Here is a 14,227-nt window from a genome sequence, read left to right as displayed (position 1 = left end):
GTAGGGGCGAATTGGGAGTCCGTGTCATTCATCAGTCTTCTGCAGCGCTTGGCGTATATCGTCCTTGTCGCTGGTGAAGACATGGTTGAAGGCACCCACCGAGACCACGCGGGTGGTTCCGTCGAAGGTAATGCGGCCTACGCTGAACAGCAGATAGTTGCTTACCTCCAGCGAATTGTCCAGATAGACTTCTGCCACTTTGCTCACGAAGAGCGAACCTAAAAAGCCCATCACGATATTGTCGTCATGACGTTGGGAAAGGGTCTCGTTCACATAGCCCGAGACCGCAGAACGGATGGCCTCGGTATGGGCTTTCTTGTCGGGACAGGTAAGCGCCATCAGCAAGATGACAAATAGGGTGATGACCAGGGCAAATATCTTTTTCATCATAATCTTGATATGTTTAAGGGTTGGTTCTCTCCAGACTGAGCTGAGCCAGATAGTCGTAGTGGTCGCCTTCGGCCACGAGCCGACAGTCGAGCCCCGCCTCACGGGCTGCGGCGCTGAGCAGCGGATAGTCGACATAGAGCCAGTCGAACGGTAGGCCCTCGACACGGTCATACCGCATCTGATAGTCGACCTCTCCATAGTATTTGCCGGACAGGTCGATGTCCATACCACCATCTTCATCCTGATAGACATAACTCAGGTCGCTCGAGTCGATAAGTATCTGCCCGCCCGGGGCAAGCAGACTCGCCACGCGACGCAACAGCCCGCCCAGTCCGCTCATCTTGCCGGCTATGCCCGTACCGTTCATCAGCATGAGTATGGTGTCGAAACCTCCGCCGAGGCGTGGGTCGAAGAGGTTGATGCACTCCACATCGGCGATGCCGCGCCGGCGCATGGCCTCACAACTCAGGGGCGACACGTCGATAGCCTTGACGCTCACACCGCGCTGCTGCAGCGCCAGGGCGTGGCATCCGGCTCCGGCGCCCACATCGAGCGTGGTGCCGCTGGTCATCTCCAGCGCCTTTAGTTCCAACGGCGGCATGCTGTCGGTAGTGCGGAAGAGATAGTCTACCGGCATCTCGTCGTCGTCAAACATCGACGACATCACGGTGAGCGTCTTGGCACGGCCCGTGGTGAGATAGTCGAGAATGGCTGCGCCCATAGGGTCGCGCTTGGGGTCGAGGGTTTGGGTATCGATGGTCATCAGGATGGTATAAAAATCGGCATACCGGCTGCGATGCACTCTGCCGCCGATATGCCTTGTCATGAAAAATTCTATCTTTATGGATGCGATTAGAGAATACGACCTACGATGCGGAAGTTGAGCACGGGATAAACTGTAGCCTTACTCAGATACTTCAGCACTTCGCCGGTATCGCTGTTGGTGTCGGCCTTGGTCAGCTTGTGGTCGCGCAGATAAACCTCGGGGGTACCCCAAAACTGCACACCCATGTCGAAGTTGAAGGCGAAGCGATGCTTGGCGGGAACTGCACGGCCGAAGCCTACGCCCAGATAAGGACGGAAGGCGGCAACCTTGAGTGTAGCGTCTACGTTACCACGCTCATCGGGGGTAAGCAGGTAGTCGCCCAGGTCAAGACCAATCTTCTGGCCGTCGGGGAGAGAGGCGTTGAGTCTGTTGATATCCATCAGCACGCCGTCCTTGGTATTCTTTAGGGTAATTATCTTGTCGGAACCCAGGTAGGCACCTGCGGTAACGTGGAATGCACTCGTCTTGAATGGGTAGACATCGAAGAGCAGATGGCCGGTGGTGAGCGACGACTTGCCTTCCACCTCGAAAGAGCGGGGGCCATTATAACTTGCTGGGATTTCACCGTCGAGGTCGAGGTCGGTCTTGACCTTAATCTGCGGGAAGATGTTTACACCACCGCGTACGGTCACGTAGGGAGTGATGGGGGCTGCAGCCTCGATGCTGATACCGGTAAGGCCGACACCGACGCCCACACTGAGATGGTTGAAGATTCCATGGTCATCTACTGCACTTTCCTGGGCTGAGAGTTGGCTGAAGCTCATCATCGCCATAGCCAACAGTAGCATAACTTTTCTCATAGTTAATTTAGTTTTAGTTTATGTTAATATAATGTTGATGATTGCAAATATAATAAAAATCTCTTTACCCACCGCAGTTTATGATAAAAAAATGAGAAACAGCCGTGATTTTGTTACCGTTTACTACGCGTAAGCCCTATAAACCCTGCTCAGCGGCCACTTTTGCTACAATGATTCTGAAGATTATCCACAGAAAAGGCTGGACCCCGCGAGTGGAATCCAGCCTGCTTTATAGTATGATAACCGATGTCGCCAGCGTCGCCTCGATAATGACAAGGCTCCCGGAAACATCCGGTTACATCTTCTCCTTTATTTCCTGAATCGTCATGTCCACCACCTCAGCCACCTCTTCAGCCTCTATGCCGCGGCGCAGCATCTTGCGGGCTATCTCGACCTTCCTGCGCTTAATGCCTTCAGCCAAGCCCTTGGCATAGCCTTCAGCATAGCCATCCTTCTTGGCAGTGTTGATGGCGTTGATGATGTCGCAATCGGTATACATCTGTCTACAATATCTTCTTTATCTCCTGAACCGTCATATCCATCAGCTCAGCTACCTCTTCGACAGCCATGCCTCGCTGCAGCATCTTGCGGGCTATCTCGACCGTCTTGAACTCAATGCCCTCTGCGCGTCCTTCTGCAAAACTATCCTTCTTGGCAGTGTTGATGGCGTTGATGATGTCGCGATAGGCATTCACACTATCCTCGTACAGCATCCTGTCCTGCGCATTGAACTTGGAAACTTCAGCCTGTTCAAACAGCCTTGTGAACACACGCTCCTGAAGGGCAGCGGGGCGCTCCATGAGCACAGAGAGGTTCTTGAGCACAAACATCCACTTGTCGTACATCGTGACGAGCTGGTCTTCGGTCTTGTCAAACTTAGGAATCTCTACATATATATAAGTGAGCTTGTCATAGAACACCTTCTTGGTGTTGACCTCCATAAGTTTAACCTCATGATGCCAATGCTGCGCTTCCTCCAGACCTTCTGCGAAATTGAAATTCAGCAAACCGATGGTATAAACCGAACTGAGATGGAAGTCCCAGTTACCTCCACGCTGAGCCTGCTCACGGATAGGGAAGGTGGAGTAATAGATGGTGCGGTCTTTGAAGAGCTCCTGATACACATTCTGCATCTCGACGATAAACTTCTCGCCCTTCTGGTTCTCGCAATAGACATCAAAGATGGCGCGCCGGGCATCAGCACGGTCGCCCAACTGCTCAGAGTTGAGGTAAGTCACATCCTTAACATCCTGTTCGCCACGAAACAATGCGTTGAGGAAACTTATCAGCAACTCCTTGTTGAACTCGGAGCCGAAAAGGCGTTTGAAACCGAAATCAGTATGCGGGTTGATGTATCTTTCTGTCATAACAATATATTGAGAAACAATGACTATATCTGCAAAGTTAAGAAATAAAATCAGAAACGTAACTGTTTTGTCAGTTTTTTTCGTCATCCATAACAAATAAACGATAGTTCGCGTGGCGGCGGGACAACTCCTCTGCAACCAAAAAAGCCAATATCCTCTGCCAGTGGCGGATATTGGCTTGTAGGGGTCAATACTCAGTCTTGCTGTCGCTCTCTCTCCATGCCTCAAAGGCTTTCTTGGCCTCATCGGGCAGCAGGATGCGCATGGGTTTGTGGCGGTCTGCCGGAGCGAGGGCTATCTCCTGATAGATGAAGTCGTCGTCGAAACCTATTGCGGCAGCGTCCTTGCGGTCGTTGGCATAGTAGATGTGGTCCAGATGTGCCCAATAGATGGCACCGAGACACATGGGGCAAGGCTCGCATGAGGTGTAGATGTCGCAACCACTGAGGTCAAAGGTACCGAGACGCAGCGAGGCGGCGCGGATGGCACTGACCTCGGCATGGGCGGTAGGGTCGTTGTCGAGGGTCACACGGTTGGAAGCCTCGGCCACCACCACGCCGTCGCGGGCTATCACGGCGCCGAAGGGGCCGCCGCCTTTGCGCACGCTCTCTTCGCTCAGGGCGATGGCGCGTCTCATCAGTTCTTCTTTCGTCATAATCGTTCTTGTTATTATTGTTTTCTGCACAAACTTATTCATTTTTTTTGAATTCCCCAAATAATGTGTGTTAAATATCCATCATAGTCCCGCTGCGCGCATTACCAGACTCCACGGCAGAGACCATAACCGCAGCCGTCATACACCCGCTTCGGACAAAACAAAACCGCAATGCCCTGGTGTGGACATTGCGGTCGGGAGTGTCGTGTATGGTTGCGGGGTCAGAAACGGCCCTGGTCTTCGAGATAACTGTCCTTGAACCCGAGGAAGTAGAGCACTCCGTCGAGTCCAATCGTATTGATGCTCTGCTCAGCGCTTGCCACCACGCGTGGCTTGGCATGGAAGGCTATACCCAGACCGGCTTCGCTGAGCATGGGCAGGTCGTTGGCACCGTCGCCCACGGCGATGGTCTGCGCCAGGTTTACCTTCTCCACTTGTGCGATGAGCTTCAGCAGTTCGGCCTTGCGTGTACCGTCTACTATCTCTCCCACATAGCGTCCGGTGAGCTTGTTGTTATCGTCTATCTCCAGCTCGTTGGCGTAGACATAGTCAATTCCGTATCTGCGCTGGAGGTATTCGCCGAAGTATGTGAAACCACCGCTGAGGATGGCTATCTTGTATCCACATCTCTTGAGTACCGACATGAGACGGTCGGCGCCCTCGGTGATAGGCATCTTCTCGGCTATTTCCTGCATCACGCTTGCGTCGAGGCCCTTGAGCAGTGCCACGCGTCGGGTGAAGCTCTCCTTGAAGTCTATCTCGCCCCTCATGGCGCTCTCGGTGATGGCGCGCACCTTGTCGCCCACTCCGGCGCGGTCGGCCAGCTCGTCTATGCACTCGGTCTGTATCAGCGTCGAGTCCATATCAAAGCATATCAGTCGGCGCATGCGTCTGTACATGTTGTCCTTTTGGAATGAGAAGTCTATACCCATGTCTGCCGACATGTGCATGAGGTCTCCCTGCATTTCCTTTTGGTCTCGGGGCGTGCCACGCAGCGAGAACTCGATGCAGGCCCTCACGTTGCGGTTGGTCTTCTTGATGCTCTGGCGTCCAGTGAGGCGCAGTATCGAGTCGATGTTGAGCCCCTGCTGCGCGATGATTTTGGTGGCTGAGGCAATCTGCTCTGCGGTGAGCGTCTTGCCTATCAGGGTGAGGATGTAGCGGTTCTTGCCCTGCTTGTTGACCCATGCCTCGTACTCGTCGTCGCCTATGGGGGTGAAGGCTATTTGCACCTGCAGTTCGGTAGCCTTGAAGAGCAGTTCCTTCATCACCTGTCCCGACTGGCGCTCGTCTATACGGATGAGGATGCCAAGTGAGAGAGTGGCGTGGATGTCTGCCTGACCGATGTCGAGTATCTGGGCCTTGTGGCGTGCCAGTATCTCTGTGACCATCGCGGTGAGTCCCGGGCGGTCTTGACCGGTAATGTTTACCAGTATCTGTTCAAATTTCTTGTTGTCTTGTTCCATTCTTTGTGTATCTTGATGCACAGGTTGCAAAAGTACTTGTTTTCCTGCTGACTTACAAATTTATGCGCCTAAATCTTTCCTCACTTGTGGCGTACGCGGTTGAGTATGCGTGGGAACATACGGCGCAGACGCATCAGGTATTCGCCTGTCTTGCTTCCGCCTACCACCATTGTCACAGCCGCGATGATGAGCGTCAGACCCACCATGTCGCGCGGGGTGAGGGTCTCGCCGAAGACGAGCACGCCGAAGATGATGGCTGTCACGGGCTCCAGCGCTCCCAGTATGGCGGTGGGCGTAGAGCCAATGCGCTGGATGGCAGCCGTGGTGCAGAGGAAGGAGATGGCGGTGGGGAAGAGCGCCAGCGCCACCACGTCGGCCCACATATACCACTGGCTGGTGGCGGGCATGGTGAAGGGCGTGCCGGTGGCAAAGCGTCCGGCAAAGATTACAGCGCCGAACACCAGCACGTAGAAGGTAATCTTGAGCGTGGGGATCTCGCTCAGCATGGGGCGGTTGGCGCCCACGATGTATATGGCGTAGCTCAGCGACGATGCCATGACCAGAAGCGTGCCCACCAGACTCAGTGTGTCGCCGTCGCTGCCACGATAGAGCAGCCCTATTCCGCTCAGAGCCATCACGATGCAGAGGATGGTGGTGATGGTGAGCCGCTCCTTGAAGAAGAGTGCCATGATGACCGCCACCATGATGGGGTAGACGAAGAGCAGCGTTGAGGCTATGCCTGCCGCCATGTGGTTGTAGCTCTCAAAGAGGGTGAGCGACGAGAGGGCCATTATCAGACCCATCGCCACGAGTGGCAGTATCTGGTGCCGGCGTAGTCCGAAACCGCGTCCGCGCATCATCAGCATAGCTGCCAGCATAGGTATGGCGGTCATATAGCGGAAGAAAAGAACCGATTCGGGGTTCATACCTATTTTATATAGGGGCAGGGCGAAGAGGGGATTGGTTCCGTAACTTGCGGCTGCGATGGCAGCCAGAATATAACCTTTAGTAGTGTTGCTAAGCATAGAGATATCTGTTGTGTAGCAGCCCGCAACCGTAGCGGCAGCTCTGTTTGACGGTGCAAAGGTACTAATAATCTATCCATGCCACGCCATGACTGCCCACTTTTTTTATCCCCGTCTGCCAATTGTCTGTATTCCAGTCATGCGAGGACCGTGCGGCCACCACAATCGTTTGTGGCAAAGCCTCTGCGATATGGTCTCTGCCGATTATCCTTGTTCCCACGACCGGGCTACTCTTCTTGCGGCTCGGCATATCCCTCCCTGCTGCGTATATGGTCCAGGAGTTTTGCGAAGAGCGCGTTCTGGCGCAGCGTATGTTCGTGTCCGGTAATGATGAGCTGCTTGCGGGCACGCGTGAGCGCCACGTTGAGCTTGCGGTCTATCACCAGGCCGTCTTCCTCCATGCAGTTGGCGGTGAGGAAGTCCAGCTGGTAGGCGTGCTGGATGGTAAACGAGTAGACGATAACATCGCGCTGCGACCCCTGATACCGTTCTACGGTGTCGATGGATATGCGGGTGAGCGGCTCGATGCCCATCTGCTCAATCTCGCGACGTATCATGGCTATCTGGTTGCGGTAGGGCACGATGACGCCCACCGTGCGGTCGGGGTCGAAGTCCTTGCCACAGTAGGAGTATATCCGCCCGACTATCCGGGCTACTATCCTCGCCTCTACGGGGTTGACCTTGTCTGACTGGGTGGGCGAGAGATTGCCGGCCGAGGGGAAGTAGAGCAGGCGGTGATGGTGGAGAAGCGTGTCGAGACCGTCGGCGGCGTGGGGCAGTGGCGTGGGGTAGATGACGTCGGTCTGCTGGTGGGGCAGGGGCACACACTCCAGCTGCTCGCGACGGTAGAACATCTCGTTGGGGAAACTTGCGATGTCGGGGTGCATGCGTCCCTGACGTCGCAGGATGCCCACAAACTGCGTGCGACCCAATGCCATCTCGCGGCGGTAAAGCCGCTCGAAGAGCGAGTTGCGGCAGTCGGTGAGATGGATGGCTGTGAGCAGCGGGTCGGTGGTCTGCGACAGCGCGGCGGGCTGCTGCACCACTGCCGGCAGCTGCTTGTAGTCGCCCACCATGACAAACTTGTCGATATGGGTGAGCAGCCCCATCAGCGAAGGCTCGAGTATCTGGCTGGCCTCGTCGATGATGGCCAGGGAGAAGCGGCGCAGCGTGAAGAGGGGCGTGCGGCTCTGCAGCGTGGTGGTGGTAGCCACGACCACGCGGGCCGAGAGCAGCGTCTGGCGCACGTGGTCGAGTCTGGGAGTCTCGCCCACGCGCCTGTCGAGCAACTGGTCGCGGAAGCGGGGGTCGCAGGTGTACTCGTTGCCTATGCGCAGATAGTCTATGCCCGCCTCGGTGAGCATGGCGCAGATTTCGTCTACCGCCCTGTTGGTGTACGAGGTGAGCAGCAGCGATGCGTCGGGGTCGCAGAGTGCCTCTTCGACCATGAAGCGCAGCGCCATCGATGTCTTGCCGGTTCCCGGCGGGCCCACGAGCAGGAAGAAGTCATTGGCCTGCTTGACCTTGAGCAGCGTGGCGTCGTAGGTGGGGCTGTAGGGGCGGGTGAGCCGTCGCGAGGTGTCGGCTGTGGGTTCGCGCTGCGAGAGGAGCAGCTGTCGGCGGTCGCTCGGCGCGTGTATCAGTTCGCTCAGACTGCGCAGATTGGCGGTGAAGGTGTTGTCGGAACCGCTGTGCTCTACGGCATAGGTGCTGTCGGCGAGTATATGTTCGTTCTGCTGGCCGTCGTTGAGGTGCACGGTGATGCTGTGTTGGCTCATCGTCACTATCGAACCCTTGAAGAGGATGGCGCCGGTGGGGTTGGGGGTGTCGGTGTAGGCATAGAGATATATCGAGTCGCCCGGGCGGAAGTTGGGCAGGAAGTCCTCGCCCTGGTCGGGCACGTCGAGGCTGACGATGTCCCATCCGCCGCGTCCCTTGCTCTTCTCCTTGCCAGTGATGGTGAGCCCGGTGTAGATGTTGCCCATCTCGCGCTTGGTGGCGAGCGGCATGTTCCACAGGTCGGCCATGCTGGCACTTACGCCCTCATTGCTGCCCACCTTGGCAGCCAGCTGCTCGCGCATCACGAATGTCGCCATGGTGCAGAAGTAGGCGTGCTCTACGGCGCTCATGGTGTGGAGCGGAGTGAGCAGGCGTTGGAGCTGTGGCAGAATGTAGTCGGAGAAGAAGCGGGTAGACAGTTGTCGCTCGTTGATGGTCTCGGGGGTGAGCTGGTCGATGATGCTGCCAAACCCGTCGTGGGCTATGGCGTAGTCTTGCGCCACGATGCGGTTGCGCAGGGCAATAGCCTCGCGGAAGAGGGCCTGGTACTCGTTGACGGCTACCAGTCCGCCGGGCAGGGGATACTTGGAGTAGAGCAGGCGTATGTCGGTCTTGCGGTGGCCCAGTCCGAAGTTCTGGCGCAGCAGCCCTGCATAGAGCAGCAGCTGCACATAGTGGTCCTCCTTCTGGAAGGAGCCATACTGGTTGGCATATCCGCGCTCGATATTGTAGTTGCGCCCCGACTTCTGTTCGACCAGCAGCCGCATGTCGGTGGTCATGAGGTCGATACGACCCTGGATGCCCAGCCGCTCGCACACGAAGGAAGGTTCGAGGATGGCCTGGTCGCGCCTGTAGGGACTGCGGCGCGAGGCGGGGTCGGGGGCGAAGAGATTGTCTACGATGCCGCACAGATTGTCGATCTGCGCCTTGGCGTCGACCTTGAATGTGGCTCCGCCGGCAAAGTCGGGGCAGGTGCAGTAGTCGAGCGCCCGCTCGCGGAAGTTGGTACGCAGGGTGTCGAGCCAGTCGTAGTCCGTCGGGTGGTTGATGATGTCGTCGAGGGCGCGCCCGGCGAAGTTACCCAGGAGTATGGCATAGGAGTTGGCGGTAGGGCTGAGCCTGTTGGCGACATAGGCGAGGGGATGGTGGCCGTAGTCGGTGAAGCAGCGCGCTATCTGGCTGATGTCGAGCAGATAGTCGGGCTCGACAATGATGAGTCCGGGCTCGAGGTGCTTGCCCTTGTGGCAGTCGATGAGGTTGAGCTGCATGCCGCGCTTGAGCAGGGGCTGCAGATAGCTGTGGGCGGTGTAGTCGACGGTGTAGGTGTCGCCCGTGCTTTCGCCGTCGGCATGGACGTGGATAAGCTGGTCGTCATGGTCGGTGACCACGCAGCGCAGATAGCGGCGGTCTATGGTGTGGCTGAGGTCGGCGGGACGCCCCATGACGGGCAGACGGCCCACGAGGGCCGAGGGCACGTCGGTGGAGGTGACTGCCGACACGAGCAGAGCCAGCGCGCGCAGGTCGTAGGGCCAGTCGGCATCGGCGATGGGCTCGGTGCTGTTGGAGTGGCGGCGCATGGTCTGTATCTCCTGCCTGTCGGCGGCGCCCACGGCACGGCTGCGACACAGGTAGTCGACCTGCGAAAACAGGTTGCCAAAGGCCATGCCCGTATCCTTGACTCCCTCATGGCACACCTGCGCCAGGGCGGCGTGCAGACTCCTGTTGCGCACCTCGACGGTATCGCTGTCGAGGTCTGCAAGTGCCTCTACACGCCGGTAGAGTAGTGTGGCTGTATCTGGCATCATGTTCTCTTAGTAGGCAGCACGTGTTAATACGGTGCCATTGCGGTAGTAGATCTGGCCGCCTTCATCGCTGAGGTCGCGCCACTCGTCGCTGGAGCCTACGCGCTGGAAGTGGTGCAGCTTGCCGTCTTCTCCGGTGGCATAGAAGTCATTGCCCTCAGAGAGCTGGCGCTTGGCGTTGGCGGCGGCTTCGAGCTTGTCACTGCGCACCTTGCCCTGGAGCAGACAGTTGAATATCCACAGCAGCACGACGAAGGCCAGTACGGTGAAGCCGCTTATCCACTTGTATATCTCGTGGATGGGCAGCATCCAGTGGAGCTCGGAGCGGTGGGCGCTGGTGGCATAGGCGATGATGATGTTGGGCAGGGCGAGTATCACGTTGATGCCGAAGACGGGTATCAGCGATACGGGCAGCCACATGGCCACCACCACGGTGTTGACCACAATCACCATCAGTATCTCGACGGCAGTGAGCCAGAAGCCCTTGTCGGTATCGCAGGCCTCAGCATCCTTGATGTGGCGGCTCATCATCCAGCAGTTGTAGGCCATGGCGCAGGCCAGTGCCGTGAGCATGATGATGGCGCCCAGACCTTCAAAGAAACCGGCAAAGAGATTGGCGAAGATGGTCTCGGTCAGCAGGGGCACGCAGAGGCATACCGTGATGACGGCGATGAGGGCCAGCAAGAGATAGTTGCTCACCAGGAGCAGTTTGGGCATCTTCTGGTACTCGGTGCTGATGGTCAGCTCGTCGTCGCAGGTGGTTATCTTGTTCTTCGGACCCAACTCTATCTCGTCGCGCTCGGCAAAGAGCAGGATGGCCATAATCACTGCCAGCACGGTGATGCCCAGGAGCGAGTAGAAGATGGTACTCTTGTAGACCAGCAGGCTCTTGTTGTGGATATACTCCTGCACCTTCTCTTGCTGTGGGTCGGGCTGGGGTGCGGGGGTGTAGTCGGGGCTCACGCGCTGGGCTGCCTTGGCCACGGCGTCGGCATTGATGCCGAGAGGGGCATTGCGCAGGAGGCGTATCTTATACCGCTTGGTGTCGATATTGGATATGTTCTGCATGATGGGCTCGCCGTCCTTGACCTGCTTGATGACCATAGGCTTGCCCACATTGCCGGCATCGTCGAGCGAGTAGTGGCCCTGGGCGTCGACATTGATGAAGCCCTTGACGTGGAGCTCCATAGCGCCGTCGGCAGTGGTGACAATCTGCATGAATGTCAGATTGCGGTTCTCGGAGACGCGCGGGTTCATGACCGCCAGCTGTCTGTCGGCATAGAGATACAGTTTGCCGTCGCTCTCCTGTCCGGCGTAGGCATAGGGGTTGTCGTTGTCCAGATCGATGACTGCCGTGGGCTGCAGGGCCTCGGACTGTGGCTCGATTACTTCTGTGCGGTATTTCACCGCAGGGTGCAACTCGTTGAGAACGGATAGCGCGAGGGCAGCTATCACATAACAGGCAATGTGGATGGTCCACTTCTTAGATGTCTTCATTGTCTATATAATATAAATAGGTGTAATGCGATTGTCAATGTGTGACAAAGGTAAAAATAAAAAACGAGTAATGGGTGCAAAAGGGCACACTTTTTTGTCTGGCCATGACAAGTAGGGAGAAAAAGTGGGTCCGGCAGAGTTTTATACGTATCTCGAGCGCTGTGGACAGAATGATTTTCGCTAATTTCGCAGACTGTTGGCATGGTGCCGGCAAGCATAACGGAAATGGAAGATATGATACAAGTGATAGTAGACGTGAAGGTCAGGGACTGGGTGACGGCCCGCGATATGGTGATGACCGTAGAGGTAGACGAGAGCTCGGTGCGCCGTCTGATGCTATACCCCTATGTGGGCAGGACGCAGGTGGGCAGGCGCGAGATGGCTCCGATGATACCCGAGCTGGATAGCGCCATAGGCAGCGGGCTCGCCATACTGCTGGCAGACGAACTGCTGAGTCAGGAGGCAGAGGTAGACTGCAGCATCGATTTCGTGGACAAGAACAGGCAGCTCGTCGAGCGCTATGGATGGACCGATGCCGCCAGCGTCTATGCCGCCTACAGCGAGGGCAGGGACTACAACAGATATGCGCTGCGTCTCTTCCTCGACGACTGCAGTCTCCGGGAGGGCCCAGACAACCGCTACACGCGCCACTATGTGGAAAAGGCGCTTGCCCGCGACTCCGACGCCCTGGATGTGCTGGGTTGCATCGACAAGTATGACGAGCGGGGCGAGCCCAACCCCTTCTATGCCGAAGATTACTGTCAGAACCAGACTCCGCAGTTCCTTCTGGAGATGTTGTTCGCATTCCAGTGCAACGACGAACCGCTGATAGACAACCTGCACCAGTTCTTCCTGCACGGGGTGGGGATAGAGCCCGACGCGCGGATGGTGAGCATACTCGAGGACTGCCAGCGCCGCATGGCAGAGGTGGAAGAGTATATCGACTGTAGGGACGAGACGGGGCTGAAGATGCTGCTCGCTTCGCCCGAGGACGACTGCAACTACTTCCTCGACATCGTGGAGTCGTGGTGTGGCGACGCGAGGCTCGATTATCTTGGCGTGTTGGTCGTGTCGAGGCTCTACGGCTGTCGTATAGACAATGCCTGCTGGAAGCGGGTGGTAAGGCTCGTCACCCGTTATGCCAAGCGGGGTTGGACCTATGCCTTGGGTGCGCTCTCCTGTCTGGCCGAGGACTGCGGTATTGATGAGGTTGAGGCTGCGATTGCCCGTATATTCACCGAGACGCCATCGCCGCAGGCCTTTGATGACTACCGCGAGGTGCTCGGCAGATATTTTCATCGCAACGACTATCTCGGGACCTGTTTCAAGAACAGCCAGACGCTTGCCCGTATGGACGGCGAGAGCGAAGACGACTCGATGTTTGTCCCTAAGGAAGAGGACGAATTCCCCTTCCGTCACAACGGCTATAGCGGTGACCAGTGGTAGCACCGTGTGGCTGGCTGTGGCGGCGGGATGGACAAGAGGTTGAGCCACCACAGCCCCGAGGATATCAGCGACAGCCCCGAGAATATCCGTGACTACTTCAAGAATATCCACGACAACCCCGAGGAAATCCACGACAGTCCGAGGAAGAGAGGATAGAAGCCCAGCCGCCCTCCCAGCCGCTCCCAGCGTTGTAGCAATCGCCACCAACAGGCAAATCACCATTTCTTCCATTCCCTACATTATTATATATATAAGGGCAGTCACTTTATAGTCCCTGACCATCCACTTTATTGTGCATTGCAGCCCACTTTGTTGTACACGGCTACCCATCTTGCTACATCCGTTGCCCGCTTTGTCTGCAAGTTTGACCACTTTGTCGCACCTATTACCCGCTTCGCTCATCCGTTAGCCATTCACATTCCCATGCAGCATCCTATCAGAGTAATTTCGTGACACGCAATACCAGTATCAAGCTCCGCAACAATCATTTCAAGCCATGAAATATCCATATCCCTCCTCGCAATAATTCTGAAGATACCCTCGGCGACCGTGAAGATACCCTCGGCGACCGTGAAGGTACCCTCAGGAAGTGTGAAGGTGCCCTCGGCAATTCTGACGATGTCCTCGGCGAAAGCGCCGATAATCTCCCTTTTTGCATCAGTCCTTCCCCGACTTCCATCCATAATCTCCGCCCCAAAAACGGGGACTGCGGAGGGCGTATCTATGGGCTGGAATGGGCTGGAGATAGTGGCGCTGAACGGCGTAAATGCAACAATTTCAGCCGTTTTGTGAAAAAATAGGGCAAAAAACTTGCCCAAGTGACAAAATAGCAGTAATTTTGCAGCCGCTATTATTGGGCGCATGCCCGAAAGCAATAAGTTTAACATAATTAATTAATAAAAACAAGACAATGATTATTGTACCAGTAAAAGATGGTGAGAACATCGAAAGAGCTCTCAAGAAGTTCAAGAGAAAATTCGAAAAGACAGGTGTTATTAAGGAACTCCGCTCTCGTCAGCAGTTTGATAAGCCTTCTGTTTTGAAGCGTCTCAAGATGGAACACGCCATCTACGTACAGAAGCTCCGTCAGGAAGAGGAATAATTTTTCCTCCGAAAATTTGGTAGTTTGAATTAATTTCCGTATATTCGTTGCCGAAAACAGTAATGTAATAGG

The 14,227-nt window shown here is 56.2% G+C and carries 14 protein-coding genes; 3 read left to right on the top strand and 11 right to left on the bottom strand.

Going from position 1 to position 14,227, the window contains the following annotated elements; all coding sequences use genetic code 11:
- Positions 1-24: 24 nt before the first annotated feature.
- The 10 genes from CIK87_RS10130 to CIK87_RS10085 form a co-directional block, all read right to left on the bottom strand.
- Positions 25-390: a DUF4359 domain-containing protein gene (locus CIK87_RS10130; RefSeq protein WP_022309632.1), complete on the bottom strand. Its 366-nt coding sequence runs from the start codon at positions 388-390 to the stop codon at positions 25-27.
- Positions 391-403: 13 nt separating this feature from the next.
- Entirely contained in the window at positions 404-1,147 is a 744-nt protein-coding gene (locus tag CIK87_RS10125; protein WP_371327117.1) for a class I SAM-dependent methyltransferase, read from the bottom strand.
- A gap of 95 nt (positions 1,148-1,242) precedes the next feature.
- A complete protein-coding gene (locus CIK87_RS10120; protein ID WP_022309634.1) occupies positions 1,243-2,016 on the bottom strand; it encodes a hypothetical protein in 774 nt (257 codons plus the stop codon).
- A gap of 295 nt (positions 2,017-2,311) precedes the next feature.
- Positions 2,312-2,515, bottom strand: a complete 204-nt coding sequence (locus CIK87_RS10115; RefSeq protein WP_094387063.1) for a hypothetical protein — start codon at positions 2,513-2,515, stop codon at positions 2,312-2,314.
- Positions 2,516-2,519: 4 nt separating this feature from the next.
- Complete coding sequence (locus CIK87_RS10110; RefSeq protein ID WP_094387062.1) at positions 2,520-3,383, bottom strand: Rpn family recombination-promoting nuclease/putative transposase; 864 nt, start codon at positions 3,381-3,383, stop codon at positions 2,520-2,522.
- Between the two features lie 187 nt (positions 3,384-3,570).
- Positions 3,571-4,038, bottom strand: a complete 468-nt coding sequence (locus CIK87_RS10105; protein WP_022309638.1) for a nucleoside deaminase — start codon at positions 4,036-4,038, stop codon at positions 3,571-3,573.
- A 221-nt stretch (positions 4,039-4,259) separates the two neighbouring features.
- Positions 4,260-5,504 carry a phosphoserine phosphatase SerB gene (gene serB / locus CIK87_RS10100; RefSeq protein WP_022309639.1) on the bottom strand — a complete coding sequence of 415 codons (1,245 nt, stop codon included), beginning with the start codon at positions 5,502-5,504 and terminating at the stop codon, positions 4,260-4,262.
- A gap of 80 nt (positions 5,505-5,584) precedes the next feature.
- Positions 5,585-6,529 carry a DMT family transporter gene (locus CIK87_RS10095; protein ID WP_094387061.1) on the bottom strand — a complete coding sequence of 315 codons (945 nt, stop codon included), beginning with the start codon at positions 6,527-6,529 and terminating at the stop codon, positions 5,585-5,587.
- Between the two features lie 227 nt (positions 6,530-6,756).
- Positions 6,757-10,110: an AAA domain-containing protein gene (locus tag CIK87_RS10090; RefSeq protein ID WP_094387099.1), complete on the bottom strand. Its 3,354-nt coding sequence runs from the start codon at positions 10,108-10,110 to the stop codon at positions 6,757-6,759.
- 9 nt (positions 10,111-10,119) lie between these two features.
- On the bottom strand, positions 10,120-11,607 hold the full coding sequence (locus CIK87_RS10085; protein WP_094387060.1) for a hypothetical protein: 1,488 nt from the start codon (positions 11,605-11,607) through the stop codon (positions 10,120-10,122).
- Positions 11,608-11,832: 225 nt separating this feature from the next.
- On the opposite strand from CIK87_RS10085, the gene CIK87_RS10080 reads away from it, so the two are divergent.
- Both CIK87_RS10080 and CIK87_RS14740 read left to right on the top strand, forming a co-directional pair.
- Entirely contained in the window at positions 11,833-13,053 is a 1,221-nt protein-coding gene (locus tag CIK87_RS10080) for a hypothetical protein (protein ID WP_094387059.1), read from the top strand.
- Between the two features lie 27 nt (positions 13,054-13,080).
- Complete coding sequence (locus CIK87_RS14740; RefSeq protein WP_256388301.1) at positions 13,081-13,209, top strand: hypothetical protein; 129 nt, start codon at positions 13,081-13,083, stop codon at positions 13,207-13,209.
- 257 nt (positions 13,210-13,466) lie between these two features.
- Here the strand turns inward: CIK87_RS14740 and CIK87_RS10075 are convergent, their stop codons facing one another.
- Positions 13,467-13,940, bottom strand: coding sequence for a hypothetical protein (locus CIK87_RS10075; protein ID WP_144008178.1), 474 nt, complete (start codon positions 13,938-13,940; stop codon positions 13,467-13,469).
- Positions 13,941-13,963: 23 nt separating this feature from the next.
- Here CIK87_RS10075 and rpsU point away from each other — a divergent pair, with 23 nt between their 5' ends.
- Positions 13,964-14,155, top strand: a complete 192-nt coding sequence (rpsU, locus tag CIK87_RS10070) for a 30S ribosomal protein S21 (protein WP_022309645.1) — start codon at positions 13,964-13,966, stop codon at positions 14,153-14,155.
- Positions 14,156-14,227 lie beyond the last annotated feature (72 nt).

It is taken from the genome of Prevotella sp. P5-64 (assembly GCF_002251285.1).
In the GTDB taxonomy this organism is placed as follows: domain Bacteria; phylum Bacteroidota; class Bacteroidia; order Bacteroidales; family Bacteroidaceae; genus Prevotella.
This window is presented reverse-complemented; position numbering and strand designations above follow the sequence as displayed.

What these genes read in the sequence shown, in the direction of transcription:
- CIK87_RS10115 (WP_094387063.1), bottom strand. Translation starts at nt 2,515, where the DNA reads ATGTATACCGATTGCGACATCATCAACGCCATCAACACTGCCAAGAAG.
- CIK87_RS10095 (WP_094387061.1), bottom strand. Translation starts at nt 6,529, where the DNA reads ATGCTTAGCAACACTACTAAAGGTTATATTCTGGCTGCCATCGCAGCC.
- CIK87_RS10120 (WP_022309634.1), bottom strand. Translation starts at nt 2,016, where the DNA reads ATGAGAAAAGTTATGCTACTGTTGGCTATGGCGATGATGAGCTTCAGC.
- CIK87_RS10080 (WP_094387059.1), top strand. Translation starts at nt 11,833, where the DNA reads ATGGAAGATATGATACAAGTGATAGTAGACGTGAAGGTCAGGGACTGG.
- CIK87_RS10075 (WP_144008178.1), bottom strand. Translation starts at nt 13,940, where the DNA reads ATGTTAAACTTATTGCTTTCGGGCATGCGCCCAATAATAGCGGCTGCA.
- CIK87_RS10105 (WP_022309638.1), bottom strand. Translation starts at nt 4,038, where the DNA reads ATGACGAAAGAAGAACTGATGAGACGCGCCATCGCCCTGAGCGAAGAG.
- CIK87_RS10090 (WP_094387099.1), bottom strand. Translation starts at nt 10,110, where the DNA reads ATGCCAGATACAGCCACACTACTCTACCGGCGTGTAGAGGCACTTGCA.
- CIK87_RS10110 (WP_094387062.1), bottom strand. Translation starts at nt 3,383, where the DNA reads ATGACAGAAAGATACATCAACCCGCATACTGATTTCGGTTTCAAACGC.
- serB (WP_022309639.1), bottom strand. Translation starts at nt 5,504, where the DNA reads ATGGAACAAGACAACAAGAAATTTGAACAGATACTGGTAAACATTACC.
- CIK87_RS14740 (WP_256388301.1), top strand. Translation starts at nt 13,081, where the DNA reads ATGGACAAGAGGTTGAGCCACCACAGCCCCGAGGATATCAGCGACAGC.
- CIK87_RS10130 (WP_022309632.1), bottom strand. Translation starts at nt 390, where the DNA reads ATGATGAAAAAGATATTTGCCCTGGTCATCACCCTATTTGTCATCTTG.
- CIK87_RS10085 (WP_094387060.1), bottom strand. Translation starts at nt 11,607, where the DNA reads ATGAAGACATCTAAGAAGTGGACCATCCACATTGCCTGTTATGTGATA.
- rpsU (WP_022309645.1), top strand. Translation starts at nt 13,964, where the DNA reads ATGATTATTGTACCAGTAAAAGATGGTGAGAACATCGAAAGAGCTCTC.